Here is a 15,962-nt window from a genome sequence, read left to right on the forward strand (position 1 = left end):
GAGCCCGCTCCGATGAACCTGGTGGAATCCCTCCGAACCCACCGCCTGCTCGCGATCGTACGGGGCAAGGACCCCGCCGCGGCCCTGCGCACCGTACGCACCCTCACCGAGGAGGGCATCGCGGCCATCGAGGTCTCGCTGACCACCGCCGACGCCCTCACCGTGATCAGGCAGGCCCGCGCCGAACTGGGCCCCGACGCGCTGCTGGGCGCCGGAACCGTGCGCTCGGCGGCGGACGCGGCCCAGGCCGTGGAAGCCGGTGCGTCGTACCTCGTCACCCCGGCACTGGTCGACGGTCTCGAGCCCTACGGCGTCCCCGTCCTGATGGGAGCCCTGACGCCGACCGAGATCGAGCTCGCCCTCGCCCGGGGCGCCGCCGCGATCAAGCTCTTCCCCGGCACTCTCGGCGGCCCCGGCTATCTGCGGGCCCTGCGCGACCCCTTCCCCGAGGTGCCCTTCGTGCCCGTCGGCGGAGTGGACGCACAGGCCGCCCGTCTCTACCTGGACCACGGCGCCATCGCCGTCGGAGTCGGCTCACCCCTCGTCGGGGACGCGGCCGAAGGCGGCGACCTCGACCGACTCCGCGCCCGCGCGGCCGAGTTCCGCAAGGTCGCCGCGGGGGAGACGTCGTGACGGCACCGGACCCCCAGGCCCCGCCCGAGGTGGTGACCTTCGGCGAGACGATGGCGGCGCTGCGCGCACAGGGCGCGCTGCGGCTCGGCGGCAGCCTCGGCCTGTCCGTGGCGGGAGCCGAGTCCAACGTCGCCATCGGCCTCGCCCGGCTCGGGCACCGGGTGCGCTGGGCCGGCCGGGTCGGCGCGGACGAACTCGGTGCGCTCGTGCTGCGCACGCTGCGCGCCGAAGGCGTCGACATCGGTCACGCGGTCACCGACGACACCGGCCGCCCCACGGGACTGCTGCTGACCGAACCCCGCCTGGGCACGCTCACGCGCGTCAGCTACTACCGCGACGGTTCCGCGGGTTCGGCCGTCTCGCCGGCCGACGTACTGCCCGCGCTGGCCGCGGGACCCCGCGTTCTGCATCTCACCGGCATCACACCGGCGCTCAGCGGGTCGGCGGCCGAGGCCGTCCTGGCAGCCGCCACCGCCGCCCGCGACGCCGGTATCACCGTATGCCTCGACGTCAACCACCGCTCCCGGCTGTGGACCGCCGACCGCGCCCGTGCGGCGCTCCGGCCGCTGCTGGCCCGAACCGATCTGCTCATCGCCTCCGAGGACGAGCTGCCGCTGGTGCTCGAACGCCCTGGCGCGGAGGAACCGGAGGCCGTGCGCAGCGTTCTGGCCGAGGGAGTCGGCGAGGTGGTCGTCAAGCGGGGCGCCCGCGGTGCGACCGTCTTCACCGCGGACGGGGCGACCGACCGCCCGGCGCGCCGGGTCGACGCGATCGACCTGGTCGGCGCCGGTGACGCCTTCGTGGCCGGGTACCTGTCCGGTCTCCTCGACGGTGCGGACATCCCCGCCCGTCTGCACCGGGCCGTCACCACCGCGGCCTTCGCCGTCGCCACCCGGGGCGACTGGGAGGGCCTGCCGACGCGGGACGAACTCGGACTGTTCGACCAGCCCGACGGCACGACCATCCGCTGACCCACCCAGGAGACCGACCATGACATTCACGGCAAGCACCGCGGCGGTCGTCGTGGACGGAGCGTACGAACTCGCCGAGGGCGGCCGCTGGTTCGACGGCCGGTACGTGTACGTCGACATCCTCAGCGGCAGGCTCTTCGAACTGCCCGACGACACCGAACCGGCCCCGCGCCAACTGGCCCGGCTCGACGTGCCGTTGGGTGCCGTCGCGCCCGTGGCCGACCAGCCGGGCACATGGATCGCCGCCGCGGGCACCGGCATCGCGCTCCTCACCGCCGACGGCACACTGGAATGGCTGGACCGCCCCGAGGACCGCACCACCGTCCCCAGCCGTATGAACGACGGCGTCGCGGACCCCGCCGGCCGCTTCTGGGCCGGCAGCATGGCCTACGACGGCACCCCCGGCGCGGGCTCCCTGTACCGAACGGACCCCGACGGCACGGTCGTACGCGTCCTCGACGGCCTGACCATCGCCAACGGGCCCGCGTTCACCGCCGACGGCACGACCATGTACCTCGCCGACACGGCCGCCGGTACGATCCTGCGCTGCCGGGTCGACCCCGTCTCGGGCGACTTCTCCGAAGGCCCGGAGACCTTCGCCCAATTCGGCGATGGCGAAGGCAGCCCCGACGGGATGACCGTCGACGCCGAGGGCTGCCTGTGGGTCGCGATGTGGGGCGCGGGTGAGGTCCGCCGGTACCACCCCGACGGCCGCCCGCTCCACACTCTGACCGTTCCCGCCCCGCACCCCACATCGGTGTGTCTGCACCCCGGTGACAACCGCGCCTTCGTCACCACGGCCCGGTACGGAGTGAAGAGCCCGACAGCGACCTCCGGCGCGGTGCTCGGCATCCCCGTACCGGCCGTCGGAACGGCGGCCTGCTCCTGGCGCGGCCGACGCTGAACCCTGTGCGTCCACCGCGCGGCCGGAGCAGTGGCCGGTCAGGCGGTCGTGCCGGTCACCGTGCTACCCGCCTTGGTGACGTGGTAGGTCACCGAGGCACCGCTCCAGAAGTGGAAGGTGAGCGTCACCCGGGAGTCGTCCTTGAGGGAGTTGACGAAGTCGGAGGTCAGCTTGATGGAGTCGCCGGTGTAGGCCGAGAAGGCCGTGTCCCACTGCTGATAGGGCGTCCAGCTCGCCGGTCCTGCGTTGCTTCCGTCGTCGTACGTGGCCTCCATCGTGGCCAGTTGGTCGCCCCGGAACTGGGTGGGGATGGTCAGGCCACTGGTGCTCCCGGAGGCGTTAGACAGAACGGGGGCGTCATACGTGATCACGTCGATCCGCCATGGGACACCGCGTGAGAACCTCGCCTCCAGTGTCGCGTCGACCCCGTACGACCGGTCGCCGGCCAGTTCGGTGAGTGCGGCGGCGGTCAGCGTGAGCTGGTCGCCGGAGACGGTGTAGTCCTTGCCTTTCACGAGGTTGCGGGAGCCGTGCCGCAGTCCTTGGAAGTCGGTGCCGTTCGGGTTGAGCGTGAGCGTCTGGCTGGTGACGGCACTCGACTTGGGGAGGAACACCATGTCGCTGGAAGCGGTTCCCGAACGGGTGGTCCAGCTCGACTTGATCTGGGCGAACAGCTCCGGGTCCCGCCATTGCAGGGTGGTGCGGTTCAGGAACTGACCGGCGTCCCAGAGCATGGTGGTGAGCTTGCGCCGGCGGGCGTAGTCGCCCAGGAACTCGAAGTACTTGCGCACCTCGCCCCGCTCGATGATGCCGGGGCGGTTGTGGTCGTAGGCGAGCAGGGCGTACTCGCCGATGATGACCGGGATGCCGCGGGCGGCGAACGTGTCGTACACGCGGTCGAAGGTGTCGGTGAGGTCCTTCTGCGAGGTGGCGTCGAACCGGGTGTATCCGGCGATGTTCACGCTGAACGGCCACCATCCGTAGAAGTGGATGGTCGTGGCCACCATGGGATCGTGCAGGGCCGTGATGCTCGCGGCCAGCGCGTCGAGCCGCCCCTGGTCGGCGTTGGTGTACAGGGTGGGCAGGACGAGCAGCCGGTCGGCGTTGCGACCCCCTGACGCGCGGACGATCCGGTGGAAGACGGTGTTGAGCTCGTCCAGCAGCCGGTAGTTCTCGTCGTCACCGGAAGTGCCGCTGAACGTCGGCTCGTTGATGCTCTCGAAGACCAGTCTGGACGGCTCGTCGCGGAACTCCGCCGCGATCTGGGTCCAGGTGGCGGTGTAGCGGGCGAGGACGGCGTCATGATCCGTGGAGAGGTTGTTGACCCACATCCATGAGTCGTGGTGCATGTTGATCATCACGTAGAGGTTCTCGTCCAGCGCCCCGTCGACGACCTGCCGTACCTTCGCCATCCAGGCCGGGTCGATCGTGTAGTCGGGTGCGGAGCCCTGGTGGGTGCCCCAGGTGACGGGCAGCCGGATGCTCTTGAATCCCTGCGACTTGACCTTCCTGAACAGTGCCCTGGTCACGGGCGGATTGCCCCAGGAGGTTTCGTCGGGGATGGCGTCGTAGGTGTTGCCCAGGTTCCAGCCCGGCTGCATGGCGGCCACCGCACTGCGGGCGGCGGGCGCACTGGGCGGGGGCGGGTCGGCGGCCTGTGCGGTGGCGGGTAACAACGGGAACAGGGCTATCGCCAGGAGGAGTGCCAGGAAGCTTGCCAGTCTCCTCGTCATCACGTGCACCTTCCAGTTGGAAGAACGGAAACTTTCTCTCCATGCGGCGGAGAAGTTAACATGAGGAGATGCTTGAAGGCACCCGGTGCGCAGGCAAGGGATGAGATAATGCCCGAGCACACGAGCGGGCGGTGCGATGATCGGGAAGGCGACCTTGGCGGACCACGCAGCTGACGGACCGACGAACGAGGAACGCAGGCAGGGCGACTCGTCCAGGCCGGTCACCATCGCGTACATCGCGGAGTCGGCGGGGGTGTCGGTCCCGACCGTGTCCAAGGTGATCAACGGCAAGTCGGGGGTTTCCGCGGACACACGCGCCCGTGTCGAGGAACTGGTCAACAGGTACGGCTACCGCAGGCCCTCTGGATCCGGCCGGAGCAACGTCGTGGAGCTTGTGTTCCGCGAGCTCAAGGACCTGTGGGCGGTGGAGATCATCCGGGGCGTGGAGGAGGTGGCCCGCCAGCACGGCGTCGGCCTCATGGTGTCCCGGTTCGGCCTCCATGACACCGCGCCGACCTGGGACGACACCGTCTCACGGCGTCCGAAGTGCGTGCTGTCCGTGGCCCAGCTCTCCGAGGCGGAGCGGGAGCAGCTGACGGCGAAGGGTATCCCGTTCGTCGTCTTCGACCCGACCGCGGAGTTGCCGGACGACGTCCCCTTCGTGGGCACCACGAACTGGTCCGGCGGCCGCGCCGCGACCCGCCACCTCACCGGGCTCGGACACCGCCGTATCGCGGTGATCAGCGGTCCGCAGGACGTGCTGTGCTGCGTCGCCCGGCTGGACGGATACCGCTCCGCGATGCAGGCCGCCGGCCTGCCGGCCGATCCGGAACTCGTGGTGCACGCGGAACTCACCCGTGAGGACGGCTGCGAGGCAGCGCGTTCCCTGCTGGCCCTGCCCGAACGCCCCACAGCGATCTTCGCTGCCAACGACCTGCAGGCATTCGGTGTCTACCAGGCGGCACGCGAGGCCGGCCTGCGCATCCCCGACGACCTGAGCGTCGTCGGATTCGACGACCTCCCGGTCGCTTCCTGGATCGACCCGCCCCTGACCACGGTCCACCAGCCCCTGACCGAGATGGCTGTGGCGGCGACGGAACTGGCGCTCACTCTCGGCCGCGGCGAACAGGCACCCCAGGTCGGGCTGGAGATCGCGACGACTCTGACCGTCCGGGGCAGTACGGCTCCGCCGCAGGACTGACGCAGCGGAACCGACGGAGAAACACTCCAGACTTCGACTGCGAAAGTTTCGAATCTGTCGCAGTACTTGCCAAGCACCCGGGACCCGCAGACTGTGGTGCGCGTCCCGAGTTCACGCGCCTCGGTCGTCATGCTGCTGGAGGAACTCATGCGGAGATCGATCCAAAGGCACCGCGCACGCTTGATCGGACTGGTCGCCGCCGTGGCGCTGGCCGCGGCCGGTTCGATCACGGCCACCACCCCGTCGGCGCAGGCCGCTTCAGCGGCCGTCACCGCCTCAGTGTCGGTGGACACCGGTCGTACCCTGGCGACCATCCCGGCTACCGGAGTCGGAATGAACGTCGCCGTCTACGACGGCAACATGAACCACTCGGCCGTCCCCGGGCTGCTGAAAGATGCCGGCGTCGGCATGGTCCGCTACCCGGGCGGCAGTTACGCCGACATCTACCACTGGCAGACGCACACGGCCGAGGGCGGCTACGTCGCCCCCAACACCGACTTCGACACCTTCATGGGGACGGTACGCGCCACCGGGGCGCAGTCGATCGTCACCGCCGACTACGGCTCGGGCACACCCGAGGAAGCGGCGGCCTGGGTGCGGTACGCGAACGTGACCAAGGGCTACGGGGTGAAGTACTGGGAGGTCGGCAACGAGGTCTACGGCAACGGCCTTTACGGCGCCACCTGGGAGACCGACCACCACGCCGGCAAGACCGCCACGACGTACGCGACCAACCTCGTGCAGTACGCCACGGCGATGAAGGCCGTCGACCCGACCATCAAGATCGGCGCGGTGCTGACCACGCCGGGAGCCTGGCCGGACGGCATCACCGGATCCGGCGACTCCATGGACTGGAACCACACGGTCCTGTCGATCGCCGGATCGAAGATCGACTTCGTGATCGTGCACCACTACCCGATCGGCAACAGCGAGGCCGACCTCCTGGGCAAGCCCCAGGCCGAGATCCCGGGCATGGCCGCGACTCTGCGGTCGCTCATCAGCCAGTACGCCGGGAGCAACGCGCGCAACGTGGGCATAGCGGTGACGGAAGCCAACGCCAACGCCTACAAAGACACCTCCCCGAACGGGCTCTTCGCGCCGGACGAGTACCTGACGTGGATGGAGAACGGCGCCTTCACCCTCGACTGGTGGGACCTGCACAACGGCACGGACTGTAGCCATGTCACCACGGTGGAAGGCGCCACCGACTACGACGACGGAGGAATCCTGTCCAGCGGCGCCTCGTGCGAGCCCCCGCTCAACACGCCCTTCCCGCCCTACTACGGCGTCCGGATGGTCACCAAGCTGGGCACACCGGGGGACAGGCTGGTCCAGGCCGTCGGCTCGACGTCGCTGGTGTCCGCGCACGCCGTGCGGCGGGCGAACGGCGACGTGAGCGTCATGCTCATCAACAAGGACCCCGTCAACGAGGCCACGGTCACCTTGTCCTACAGCGGGTTCACCCCGTCCTCGGCCACCCCGACCGTGTACTCGTACCGCAAGAACGCCACGTCGATCGGCTCCGCCACCACCGGCAGCGCCACCCGCCAGACCGTCCCGGCCTACTCGATCGTGGTCGTACAACTCCATCCCGCCCGCTGAACCGGCGGCCCCGAACCCTCTGCCCACGCCGGCACGACGTGGGCAGAGCCGTGCAAGCAGTCAACGAGCGAACCAGTGAACCAGTGAAAGGACTCGATCAGGGTGTCGAGCATGCCCGAGACGGGCGCCACCATCAACAACCCAGTGATCCCGGGGTTTTACCCCGACCCGAGCATCTGCCGGGTGGGCGAGGACTACTACGTCGCATGTTCCAGCTTCGAGTACTTCCCCGGCGTACCCATCTTCCACAGCCGGGACCTGGTGCACTGGACCCAGATCGGCAACGCGCTGGACCGGCCGAGCCAACTGCGCCTGCCGCTGGACTCGCCCTCCTCGGGCGGGATATACGCGCCCACACTGCGACACCATGACGGCCGGTTCTGGCTGATCGTCACGAATGTCAGCAGTGACGGCAACATGCTGTTCACGGCCACCGACCCGGCAGGCCCCTGGTCCGACCCGATCCGGCTGCCCTCAGTCCCCGGCATCGACCCTGATCTCGCCTGGGACGACGAGGGCAACTGCTGGTGCACCGTCGCCGGCGTGGGACAGGTCCGCCTCGACACCCACACCGGCAAGACGCTTGGTCCCGACCGCAAGGTCTGGTCCGGGTCGCCCGGCGCCAAGGCCCCGGAAGCACCGCACCTGTACCGGATCGGCGACTACTGGTACCTGCTCATCGCCGAGGGCGGCACCGAGCGCTGCCACGGCGTCTCGATCGCCCGGAGCCGCACGCCCGACGGGCCGTTCGAGCCATGCCCGGCCAACCCGATCCTGACCCACCGCGGCACCGACCACCCCATCCAGAACACCGGCCACGCGGACCTGGTCCAGGCACCCGACGGCTCGTGGTGGATGGTGCTGCTCGGAGTGCGCCCGGGTGGCGGCACGCCCGGGTGGCACGTACTCGGCCGGGAGACGTTCCTGGTACGGGTCGACTGGGAGGACGGCTGGCCGGTCGTCGGCGAACTGTCGCTCGAGGCGCCCGCGCCTCCCTGGCCGCTCCAGCCGGGCCCTGTCACGCCGGTCCGGGACGACTTCGAGCTGAGCGACTTGGCCCCGTACTGGGTCTCTCTGCGTCATCGCCCCGCGGAGGACTGCACCACCAAGGACCGGCCCGGCTGGCTGACCCTGCGCGCCCGCGGCGGATCACTCGACGACACCGACGTGACGTTCGTCGGCCGGCGGCAGCAGCATCTGTCCTGCCGGGTGCGAGCCCTGGCCGACATGGCGGAAGGACGCGGTGGCCTGGCCGTCCGCCTCGACGAGCAGCACCACTACGACATCGAGGCCGCGTCCGGCGAGGTACGGGTGCTCGCCCGGATTGGCCCGCTGAGCACAGTCGTGGCGTCGCGGCCGGTGCCGCCCGGACCTGTGGTGCTCCGCGTAGAGGTGACCGCGGTCCGGACCCTGACCGACGCCCGGACCGGCCCCGACACCGTCTCGATCGGCATCGAGGAACCGGACGGCACATTCGTCGAGCTCGCCTCTCTCGACGGCAAGTACCTGTCCACGGAGGTCGCCGGCGGCTTCACCGGCCGCGTCATCGGCATGTTCGCGGCGGCCGGCTCGGTGCACTTCGACTGGTTCGACTACGAGCCGCTCGAAGACTGAGGCAGCCGCGCATACGCCTGGTCCCACGGCCATCCTGGGACCAGGCGGGCCGGAACGTGGCGTCCGAGGGCTGATGTAGAGGATCGCGTTGACGATCTCCGGACCGGTTCAGTATGTGCATACATTAAGCGATGGCTTGCCAAGGGCTTGGATTGGTTCACGTCCCCCGTGATCTCCGATGTCGGATCGGAAACTGTTTCATGGATGCCTGGACGTCATCGATAAGTGTGTACACACTTTGGGTGTGTCGTTCGCCCGAGCTGACCAGGTCGGCTCTGTGCGCGCAGCCAGATCCAGCCAGTTGCAGAAAATGCCGACAGCACCCCGACGAAGTGATGAAGAACCATGCCCACCGACTACGCATGTCAGTACGCGGCTGAGCGCGCCGCCGAGAGCCTCAGCTTGCTCCGTGCCTTTCTGAGGCCCGGTCATCCGGCCGGGGGAGGAGCGGGCGGCCCTGACGACTGGCCCACGGGCGCTTCGGCCCTGTTCGTGATCCTCTCCGGCCTCCAAGCCGATTCTCTCGATGAGTTGGCACAGTGGCACTCCTGTATCGCCGACCGGGTCCGCGAAGCCCTCGGCCTGCGCGTCGCCGGGACCGATGGCCCTTGGCCGGGACGGCGGCCATACGGATGGGAGGCTCTGATCCCTGTGCAGCACAAAGCGTGGGAGCTGCTCACCGACCTGGCGGAGCCCGGACGCCTGGGCAGGCCCGGCGAGTTTTCGCGACGGCTGGAACTGGTGGAGGATGCATTCGCCGGGGCTCTGCGGCGCATGGCTGTCCCGGAGGAGGTGTCAGTGCGATGTGCCGCAGCGATTTCGGAGGCCGCAGGTTCACTGTTCGGCATTCGCCCGTCCCCGGCGCCCCGCTCCGCCCCGCCTCCGCCTGAAGCATCGACAGCGACCGAGCCTCCGCTACGGGCTGACTGGACCCAGGTCTTCCCGTTGTAGCCTTGCCGGCCGCTGCCCGCGGTGGCCCCGCGGGCGGCTGCGGGTACCCTCCATGCCGGTCTCCCGTGGTGCCGGATCCGGTCCCGTGCACGTCGCAGCACAGGCCGTCGTGTGTCGGACGCCGACAGTCCGGGGTGCGGTGCATGGTCCGGGCACGTCCAGAGCGGCTACGAGCGTCGGCTCGCGGGCACGGCCGTGGGCGAGCGGGGATGGGGGACCGGGTGCACCCCGGCGGTGCACCCTGTTCGGGGTGCACCGCCGGGTTCAGGCATGACCTCGACCTGCGGATCAGGTCGGCTCCGGCAGGGAGTGCGCGGGCCCGTCCGCGCTTGCGTGTCCCACCGGAGCCGGCTCTCCAGGCGTGCGGGGAACCAGGCCGATCAGTGCGGCGCCGAGGACACCGGGAACGGCGAGGGCGTAGAAGTTCCACTGGTACGCAAGCCCGGCCCCGATGATGAGTCCGAGCAGCGGCGGGGCGAGCATCGAGCCAAGGCGGCCGATGCCCAGCGTCCAGCCCATCGCAGTGGCGCCCATCCGTACCGGGTAGTGCTTGGAGACGTAGGCGAGGACGAACGTCTGTGTGCCCATCGCCCCGACACCCCCCAGCGCGACGGCCGCGTACAGCACCGTGGTGGGCAGCCGCAGACTGAGCAGGATGACTGCCACGCCGGCCGTGAGGCAGGTCGTGACGATGATGGGTTTCGAGCCGAGTCGGTCGGCGGCCAGGGAAAGGATGAGCTGGCCGATGACTGCCCCGAGGTTGAACATGAGGAGGAAGCCGAGTGCGGAACCGGAGGAGTAGCCGGCCCGGCGCATGATTTCGGGGAGCCAGGTGTTGTAACCGTAGATCATGAACAGGCATAGGAATGTCATGGCCATGAAGCACAGGGTCGCCAGCACGTAGCCGCGGGAGAACAGGGCTCTCACCGGCGACATGCTGCCTGAGCCGGTTTCGGTAGGAGGCTGTGCGGGTGCCGGCACTTCTTCCCGTGTGTCTTCCAGAGGGATGTTCCAGCGCTGAGCTGTCCTCTGCGCCTCGGCGTACCTGCCCTTCACCCGGAGGAAGGCGATGGACTCGGGCAGCAGCTTCAGGGCCAGCGGCACGACCAGGACGAGCGGGAGGAGGCCGAGCAGGAACATCGCCTGCCAGCCGAACCGGGGTATCACGAAGATCCCCGTGAGAGCGGCGACGATGCCGCCCACGGGAAAGCCGCTGAAGATGATCGCGAAAACCAGGTTGCGTACGCGGGGGTGCGAGTATTCACCGCTGAGAGCGGTGGCGGTCGGCAGTACGCCACCGAGACCGAGGCCGGCCAGGAACCGGAAGGTGCCGAACATCTCGGGGGATGTCGCGATCGCGCACAGGCCTGTCATCGCCGAGAACCAGGTCAGACAGCCGATCAGGATGCGGCGTCGGCCCAGGGCGTCGGTGAGGGTGCCGACGGTCGTGGCTCCTATGAGCATCCCGATCAGAGCGAATGAACCGATCAGACCGGCATGGGCGGGAGTCAGGCCCCACCCCGGTTCGTGGAGCAGGGACGGGATCACGGCGCCGTAGATGACGACGTCGTAGCCGTCGGTGATGATCGCGATCCCGCAGATCGCGAGTACCAGCAAGGTCACAGGGGGCCACGTGGCGTTGCCACGACCTCCTCCGCGACTGTCTACGAGCATGGCAAGTCCTCTCACATGGCTTCGTCGATGGGGTCTCTCTCGCCCTGAAAGCGGCGCGCACGAGTTCGTCGGCGGTAGTCGCAGGCTGACCGGCGCCGTACCGGGGCACGGGTGCGGAGGCTGGAGGCTCACGCAGTGACGGGCTGGCCGCATCTCCCGCTGCTCGCCTGCACCGCTAAGTGTGCACACTATTAAGGGGCTGTAAAGGGTTGCGTACGGAGAACCTACGGCCAAGTGGGTCAGGAGAGGGTCATGCTCCTCGTTGATCAAGTAGCTGTGTATGCACTCCAGGGAGTGCTTAAGGTGCCGCCCCGGAACCCGGGCCCCGCGAGACGCCGCGGCCGGCCAGCACGACGGCCGGTACCAGCAGATGGGTTCGGGCGTCGGTGCCCACCACGGAGAGGGCCGCGACCACCCGGCCTTTGGAGTCGGTGACCGGTGCCGCCACCGAATGGGCGTCCGGGCTGGTCTCCTCGCGTACGACCGCGACGCCGGTCCGTCGGCACTCTGCCAGTGCCAGACGCAGGGCGGCAGGGTCGGTGATGGTCCTGGGGGTGAAGCGGGTCAGGCCGCCCCGTACGACTTCGGTGAACAACTCCTCGCCGGCGTGGGCCAGCAGCACCTGGCCGACCGCGGACGCGTGCAGGGGCAGCCTTCCACCGACTTGGGACACCAAGGGAACCGCCCCTGCCGAGGAGATCCGTTCGACGACGAGGGCGTCGGTACCGTCGAGGACGGCCAGCTGAACGTGCTGCTGTGTGGCGGCGTGCAGGTCCTCCATGACGGGCATCGCCCGGACGCGCAGCGGCAGTCCTCGGGGGTTGAGCGAGCCAAGCTCCCACAGGCGCAGACCGATGACGTACACGCCGCTGGCCAGGCGTTCCAGAGCACCCCACGCCGTCAGTTCGCCGGCCAGCCGGTGGGCGGTGGCATGGCGGAGGCCGGTGAGGCGGCAGATCTGGGCGAGGGTCAGCTCCGGGCGTTCCTGTGTGAACGCGTCCAGGATCGCCAGAGCCCGGGAGGTGACCGTGCGGCCGCGGTCGCTGCTGTTGGCCGTGTCGGGTCCTTTCGCCGCGGTGGCGGGGGCTTCGTCCTGCCGTGATTCTCGGGGTGGGCAGACGGCCGTGACAGGAAGGTGTCCGTTCAACGGACATCGTACTGACCCTCGCTGCTTCCGTCCTGGACTCTCTCTCCCATACAGCCGACAGTCGAAAGGAGTCCGGGCATGCGCATGACCGGGACGTCGCAAGCCGACGGCGGCCATGGCGCCGACGAGTCACTCGACGGGGCGCTGCTGCGCTTCGAGCACGAGAGTCTGACCCAGCGGGTCTGCTTTGCCTCGGGTGAGGCGGCGGCGCTGGTACGGGCCGAGGTGGAGCGGCTCGGCGCCTCGCGGGTGATGGTGATCGCGGCGGCCGCCGAGGCTGAGCTCGCGCAGACGGTCACCGCCGGCCTGCCGGTCGTGGTGCGGTGGGGCGAGGTGGTGATGCACGTTCCCCTCGAGGTGGCCGAGCGGGCTCGCACCGTGGCGGCCGAACACCGGGCGGATCTGCTGATCAGCGTCGGAGGGGGTTCCACCACCGGCCTGGCGAAGGCGGTCGCGCTGACCAGCGGGCTGCCGATCATCGCCGTTCCCACCACGTACGCCGGGTCGGAGGCCACGAGCGTGTGGGGTCTGACGGAGCAGGCGCGTAAGACCACCGGAGTCCACGAGGGGGTCCTGCCGCGCGCCGTCGTGTACGACGCGACGCTGACGGTGTCCTTGCCGGTGCCGATGAGCGTCGCGTCGGGGCTGAACGCACTGGCGCACTGCGTCGACGCGATGTGGGGCCCTCGCGTGGACCCGATCGACCGGGCGCTGGCGGGGGAGGGGATCCGTGCGCTGGCGGCCGGTCTGCCCGCGGTGGTCGCCGACCCGGCCGGCCTTCCGGGCCGCGCGCGGATGCTGTACGGGACGTACCTGTCCGCGGTGGCGTTCTCGTCGGCGGGTTCGGGGCTGCATCACAAGATCTGCCACGTGCTGGGCGGCAGATACGACCTGCCGCACGCCCAGACCCATGCGGTGGTGCTGCCCTATGTGCTGGCGTTCAACGCACCCGCCGCACCCGAGGCCGAGCAGCGGATCGCGGCCGCGTTCGGTGCCGGTTCGGCCGTCGAGGGGCTGGAACGGCTCCGTCGTGACGTGGCGGCGCCTACGGCACTGCGCGACTACGGGTTGCAGGAGACCGATGTCGACGACGCGGTGCAGGCGGTCCTGGACGTGGTGCCGGACGGCAATCCGCGTCCGGTGACGGCCGGCGACATCCATCGCCTGCTGCGTGCGGCGTGGCGGGGTGCGGACCCGCGGACGATGACCGACGACTCGATGACGAGGAGAACTCATGGGGAGTGAGAAGGGCGGGGCGGTCGTGCAGGCGGTCTCCGAGCAGCAGGACCGTGAACAGGCGCTGGTGGAGAAGGTCGTGGCCTCGTTCGAGACCGCGCAGGACCCACGGCTGAAGCAGGTGATGCAGGCGCTGACCCGGCACCTGCACGCGTTTCTGTGCGAAGTGCGCCTGACGGAGGCGGAGTGGGCGTCCGCGATCGATTTCCTCACCGCGGCGGGGCACATCACCGACGACAAGCGGCAGGAGTTCATCCTGCTGTCGGACGTGCTGGGGGCGTCCATGCAGACGATCGCCATCAACAACGAGGCGTACGCGAACGCGACCGAGGCCACGGTGCTCGGCCCGTTCTTTGTCGAGGGCTCACCCGAGATCCCGCTGGGCGGGGACGTCTCCTTCGGCGCCGCGGGGCAGCCGTGCTGGGTGGAGGGCACGGTCACCGACACCGACGGAAAGCCCGTGCCGGGGGCGCGTATCGAGGTGTGGGAAGCCGACGAGGAAGGGTTCTACGACGTGCAGTACGACGACGACCGTACGGCGGCGCGCGGTCACGTGGTCGCCGACGACAGGGGTGCCTACCGGTTCTGGGCGATCACGCCCACCCCGTACCCGATCCCGCACGACGGTCCCGTCGGCGCGCTGCTCGCCGCGGTGGGCCGTTCCCCCATGCGCGCCTCGCACCTGCACTTCGACGTCCGCGCCGAGGGCAAGCGGGCCCTGATCACCCACATCTTCGTCCGTGGCGACGAACTCCTCACCCGCGACGCGGTGTTCGGTGTCAAGGACTCCCTCGTCCACGATTTCGTGCAGCATCCCGCGGGCACCTCGACCCCTGACGGCCGCGACCTCGCGGACCGGTCCTGGTCGAGTGTCCGCTTCGACATCGTCCTCGCTCCCGCGGACTCCGCGGGGCGGGCGTCTCTTCGGCGGACGGGAGCCGGTGAATGAACAGTGTGGACAAGAGACGACGTTCCGCCCTGCGTGTGGCCGCGGTAGGCGGAGGAATCGGCGGTCTCGCCACTGCCGCCTTCCTGCACCGGGCCGGGATCGATGCGGCCGTGTACGAACAGGCTCCCGCCCTCACCGAGGTCGGTGCCGGTCTCGTCGTCTCCCCGAACGCCGTGCGACTGCTGCGCAGCCTGGGACAGTTGGACCGTTTTGAGGAGCGCGCGGTGCCGCTGCGGGTCGGATGGGAGTTCCGGCGCTGGGAGGACGGGCGCGTGCTCTTCTCGCAGAACCTCGGTGAGGAATGCGAACGGCGCTTCGGCGAGCAGAGCTACGTCGCCCACCGCGCCGATCTCCTCGCCGCGGTGCGGGCAGCTGTCCCCGAGGCCTCGGTGCGGCTCGGGGCCCGTCTGGCAGGTCTCCGTCGACTGCACGAGGGTGTCGAACTGACGTTCACTGACGGATCGCGGCAGGTCGCCGACGTGGTCGTCGGTGCCGACGGTGTGCACACCACCGTGGGGCAGTACGTGACCGAGGCAGGTTCGCCGCGGTTCTCGGGGATGTGCGCATGGCGATGCCTCGTACCGGCGGAGCGTGCCCCCGCGTTCGCGCGCGGCCCGGTCCAGACGCTGTGGCTGGGCCCCGACCGCCACCTGGTCCACTATCCGATCTCGGCGGGCACGCAGATCAACATCGTCGCATTCGGGCCGGCGCACGACTGGACGACGGAATCATGGTCGGCCGAGGGGCGGATCGAGGAGCTGCGCGCCGAGTTCGCCGACTGGTCCGCCGACCTGCGGGCACTCCTCGCGGCCGCGGAGCGTACGGGGCGGTGGGCGCTGCTCGACCGCGATCCGCTGCCCCGCTGGACGAACGGGCCCGTCGCACTGCTCGGCGACGCGGCGCACCCGATGTTCCCCTTCTTCGCCCAGGGAGCGGCACAGGCGATGGAGGACGCCGCCGTCCTGGCGGGCTGCCTCGCCGCCCGGCCTGAAGACCCCTCCGCCGCGCTCCGCCGCTACGAGGACATACGCCGGCCGCGCGCCACCCGGGTGCAGCGGATCAGCCGCGGCCGGGCCGAGAGCAACCACCTGCCCGACGGTCCCGCTCAGCAGGCCAGGGACGCGGCGTTCACGAGCGAGGACCCCTTCGCTCACAACGGCTGGATCTACGGGCACGACGCCGAGCTGGCCGTGCGGGAAACACCGGCGGCCGGCTGAACCACCGGTGACACCAGGCGGCAGGCGATCCGGCCCCTGTCTCCCTCGCCGGCCCACGGGCGTGGCCTGCCGAGCAGCGATGATAGTCTTTCCGCTATATAGCGATATGCCCGATTCTTGGGTGGTGGAG

The 15,962-nt window shown here is 69.8% G+C and carries 12 protein-coding genes; 9 read left to right on the forward strand and 3 right to left on the reverse strand.

Translation table 11 applies throughout. From position 1 onward, the window contains the following. Nucleotides 1–12: 12 nt before the first annotated feature. Genes ACH45E_RS16290 through ACH45E_RS16300 form a run of 3 tightly spaced genes read left to right on the forward strand, consistent with a single transcriptional unit; the run spans nt 13 to nt 2,508 of the window. The gene (locus ACH45E_RS16290; protein WP_361438415.1) at nt 13–633 is read left to right on the forward strand and encodes a bifunctional 4-hydroxy-2-oxoglutarate aldolase/2-dehydro-3-deoxy-phosphogluconate aldolase; all 621 of its coding nucleotides are present in this window, start codon (nt 13–15) and stop codon (nt 631–633) included. 50 nt (nt 634–683) lie between these two features. After that, nucleotides 684–1,604: a sugar kinase gene (locus ACH45E_RS16295; RefSeq protein ID WP_399040875.1), complete on the forward strand. Its 921-nt coding sequence runs from the start codon at nt 684–686 to the stop codon at nt 1,602–1,604. Nucleotides 1,605–1,623: 19 nt separating this feature from the next. Then, a complete protein-coding gene (locus ACH45E_RS16300; protein ID WP_361438411.1) occupies nt 1,624–2,508 on the forward strand; it encodes an SMP-30/gluconolactonase/LRE family protein in 885 nt (294 codons plus the stop codon). 38 nt (nt 2,509–2,546) lie between these two features. On the opposite strand, the gene ACH45E_RS16305 is transcribed toward ACH45E_RS16300, so the two are convergent. Beyond that, entirely contained in the window at nt 2,547–4,241 is a 1,695-nt protein-coding gene (locus tag ACH45E_RS16305; RefSeq protein ID WP_361438409.1) for a cellulase family glycosylhydrolase, read from the reverse strand. Between the two features lie 136 nt (nt 4,242–4,377). Between ACH45E_RS16305 and ACH45E_RS16310 the strand changes: the two genes are divergently transcribed. From ACH45E_RS16310 to ACH45E_RS16320, 3 genes are all read left to right on the forward strand, one after another. Further along, a complete protein-coding gene (locus tag ACH45E_RS16310; protein ID WP_361438407.1) occupies nt 4,378–5,442 on the forward strand; it encodes a LacI family DNA-binding transcriptional regulator in 1,065 nt (354 codons plus the stop codon). A 180-nt stretch (nt 5,443–5,622) separates the two neighbouring features. After that, on the forward strand, nt 5,623–7,044 hold the full coding sequence (locus ACH45E_RS16315) for a cellulose-binding protein (RefSeq protein ID WP_361438405.1): 1,422 nt from the start codon (nt 5,623–5,625) through the stop codon (nt 7,042–7,044). Between the two features lie 111 nt (nt 7,045–7,155). After that, a complete protein-coding gene (locus ACH45E_RS16320) occupies nt 7,156–8,658 on the forward strand; it encodes a glycoside hydrolase family 43 protein (RefSeq protein WP_361438403.1) in 1,503 nt (500 codons plus the stop codon). Between the two features lie 1,239 nt (nt 8,659–9,897). On the opposite strand, the gene ACH45E_RS16325 is transcribed toward ACH45E_RS16320, so the two are convergent. Beyond that, nucleotides 9,898–11,232, reverse strand: a complete 1,335-nt coding sequence (locus ACH45E_RS16325) for an aromatic acid/H+ symport family MFS transporter (protein WP_361438401.1) — start codon at nt 11,230–11,232, stop codon at nt 9,898–9,900. 349 nt (nt 11,233–11,581) lie between these two features. After that, nucleotides 11,582–12,430, reverse strand: coding sequence for an IclR family transcriptional regulator (locus ACH45E_RS16330; RefSeq protein WP_361438399.1), 849 nt, complete (start codon nt 12,428–12,430; stop codon nt 11,582–11,584). A gap of 147 nt (nt 12,431–12,577) precedes the next feature. On the opposite strand from ACH45E_RS16330, the gene ACH45E_RS16335 reads away from it, so the two are divergent. From ACH45E_RS16335 to ACH45E_RS16345, 3 genes are read left to right on the forward strand one after another with little or no spacing between them, the layout of a single operon-like run. Continuing rightward, on the forward strand, nt 12,578–13,675 hold the full coding sequence (locus ACH45E_RS16335; protein WP_361439129.1) for a maleylacetate reductase: 1,098 nt from the start codon (nt 12,578–12,580) through the stop codon (nt 13,673–13,675). Then, entirely contained in the window at nt 13,665–14,615 is a 951-nt protein-coding gene (locus ACH45E_RS16340; RefSeq protein ID WP_361438397.1) for a dioxygenase, read from the forward strand. Before ACH45E_RS16335 ends, ACH45E_RS16340 begins: the two co-directional genes overlap by 11 nt. Further along, nucleotides 14,612–15,832 (forward strand): FAD-dependent monooxygenase, encoded by a 1,221-nt coding sequence (locus ACH45E_RS16345; RefSeq protein ID WP_361438395.1) that lies wholly within the window; start codon nt 14,612–14,614, stop codon nt 15,830–15,832. Before ACH45E_RS16340 ends, ACH45E_RS16345 begins: the two co-directional genes overlap by 4 nt. The last annotated feature ends 130 nt before the right edge of the window (nt 15,833–15,962 follow it).

This window comes from Streptomyces sp. NPDC020299 (assembly GCF_044387825.1).
GTDB lineage: Bacteria > Actinomycetota > Actinomycetes > Streptomycetales > Streptomycetaceae > Streptomyces.

Excerpts from the sequence above, each read along its gene's own strand:
- ACH45E_RS16345 (WP_361438395.1), top strand. The coding sequence starts at position 14,612 with ATGAACAGTGTGGACAAGAGACGACGTTCCGCCCTGCGTGTGGCCGCG.
- ACH45E_RS16340 (WP_361438397.1), top strand. The coding sequence starts at position 13,665 with ATGGGGAGTGAGAAGGGCGGGGCGGTCGTGCAGGCGGTCTCCGAGCAG.
- ACH45E_RS16320 (WP_361438403.1), top strand. The coding sequence starts at position 7,156 with ATGCCCGAGACGGGCGCCACCATCAACAACCCAGTGATCCCGGGGTTT.
- ACH45E_RS16305 (WP_361438409.1), bottom strand. The coding sequence starts at position 4,241 with ATGACGAGGAGACTGGCAAGCTTCCTGGCACTCCTCCTGGCGATAGCC.
- ACH45E_RS16295 (WP_399040875.1), top strand. The coding sequence starts at position 684 with ATGGCGGCGCTGCGCGCACAGGGCGCGCTGCGGCTCGGCGGCAGCCTC.
- ACH45E_RS16290 (WP_361438415.1), top strand. The coding sequence starts at position 13 with ATGAACCTGGTGGAATCCCTCCGAACCCACCGCCTGCTCGCGATCGTA.
- ACH45E_RS16310 (WP_361438407.1), top strand. The coding sequence starts at position 4,378 with ATGATCGGGAAGGCGACCTTGGCGGACCACGCAGCTGACGGACCGACG.
- ACH45E_RS16300 (WP_361438411.1), top strand. The coding sequence starts at position 1,624 with ATGACATTCACGGCAAGCACCGCGGCGGTCGTCGTGGACGGAGCGTAC.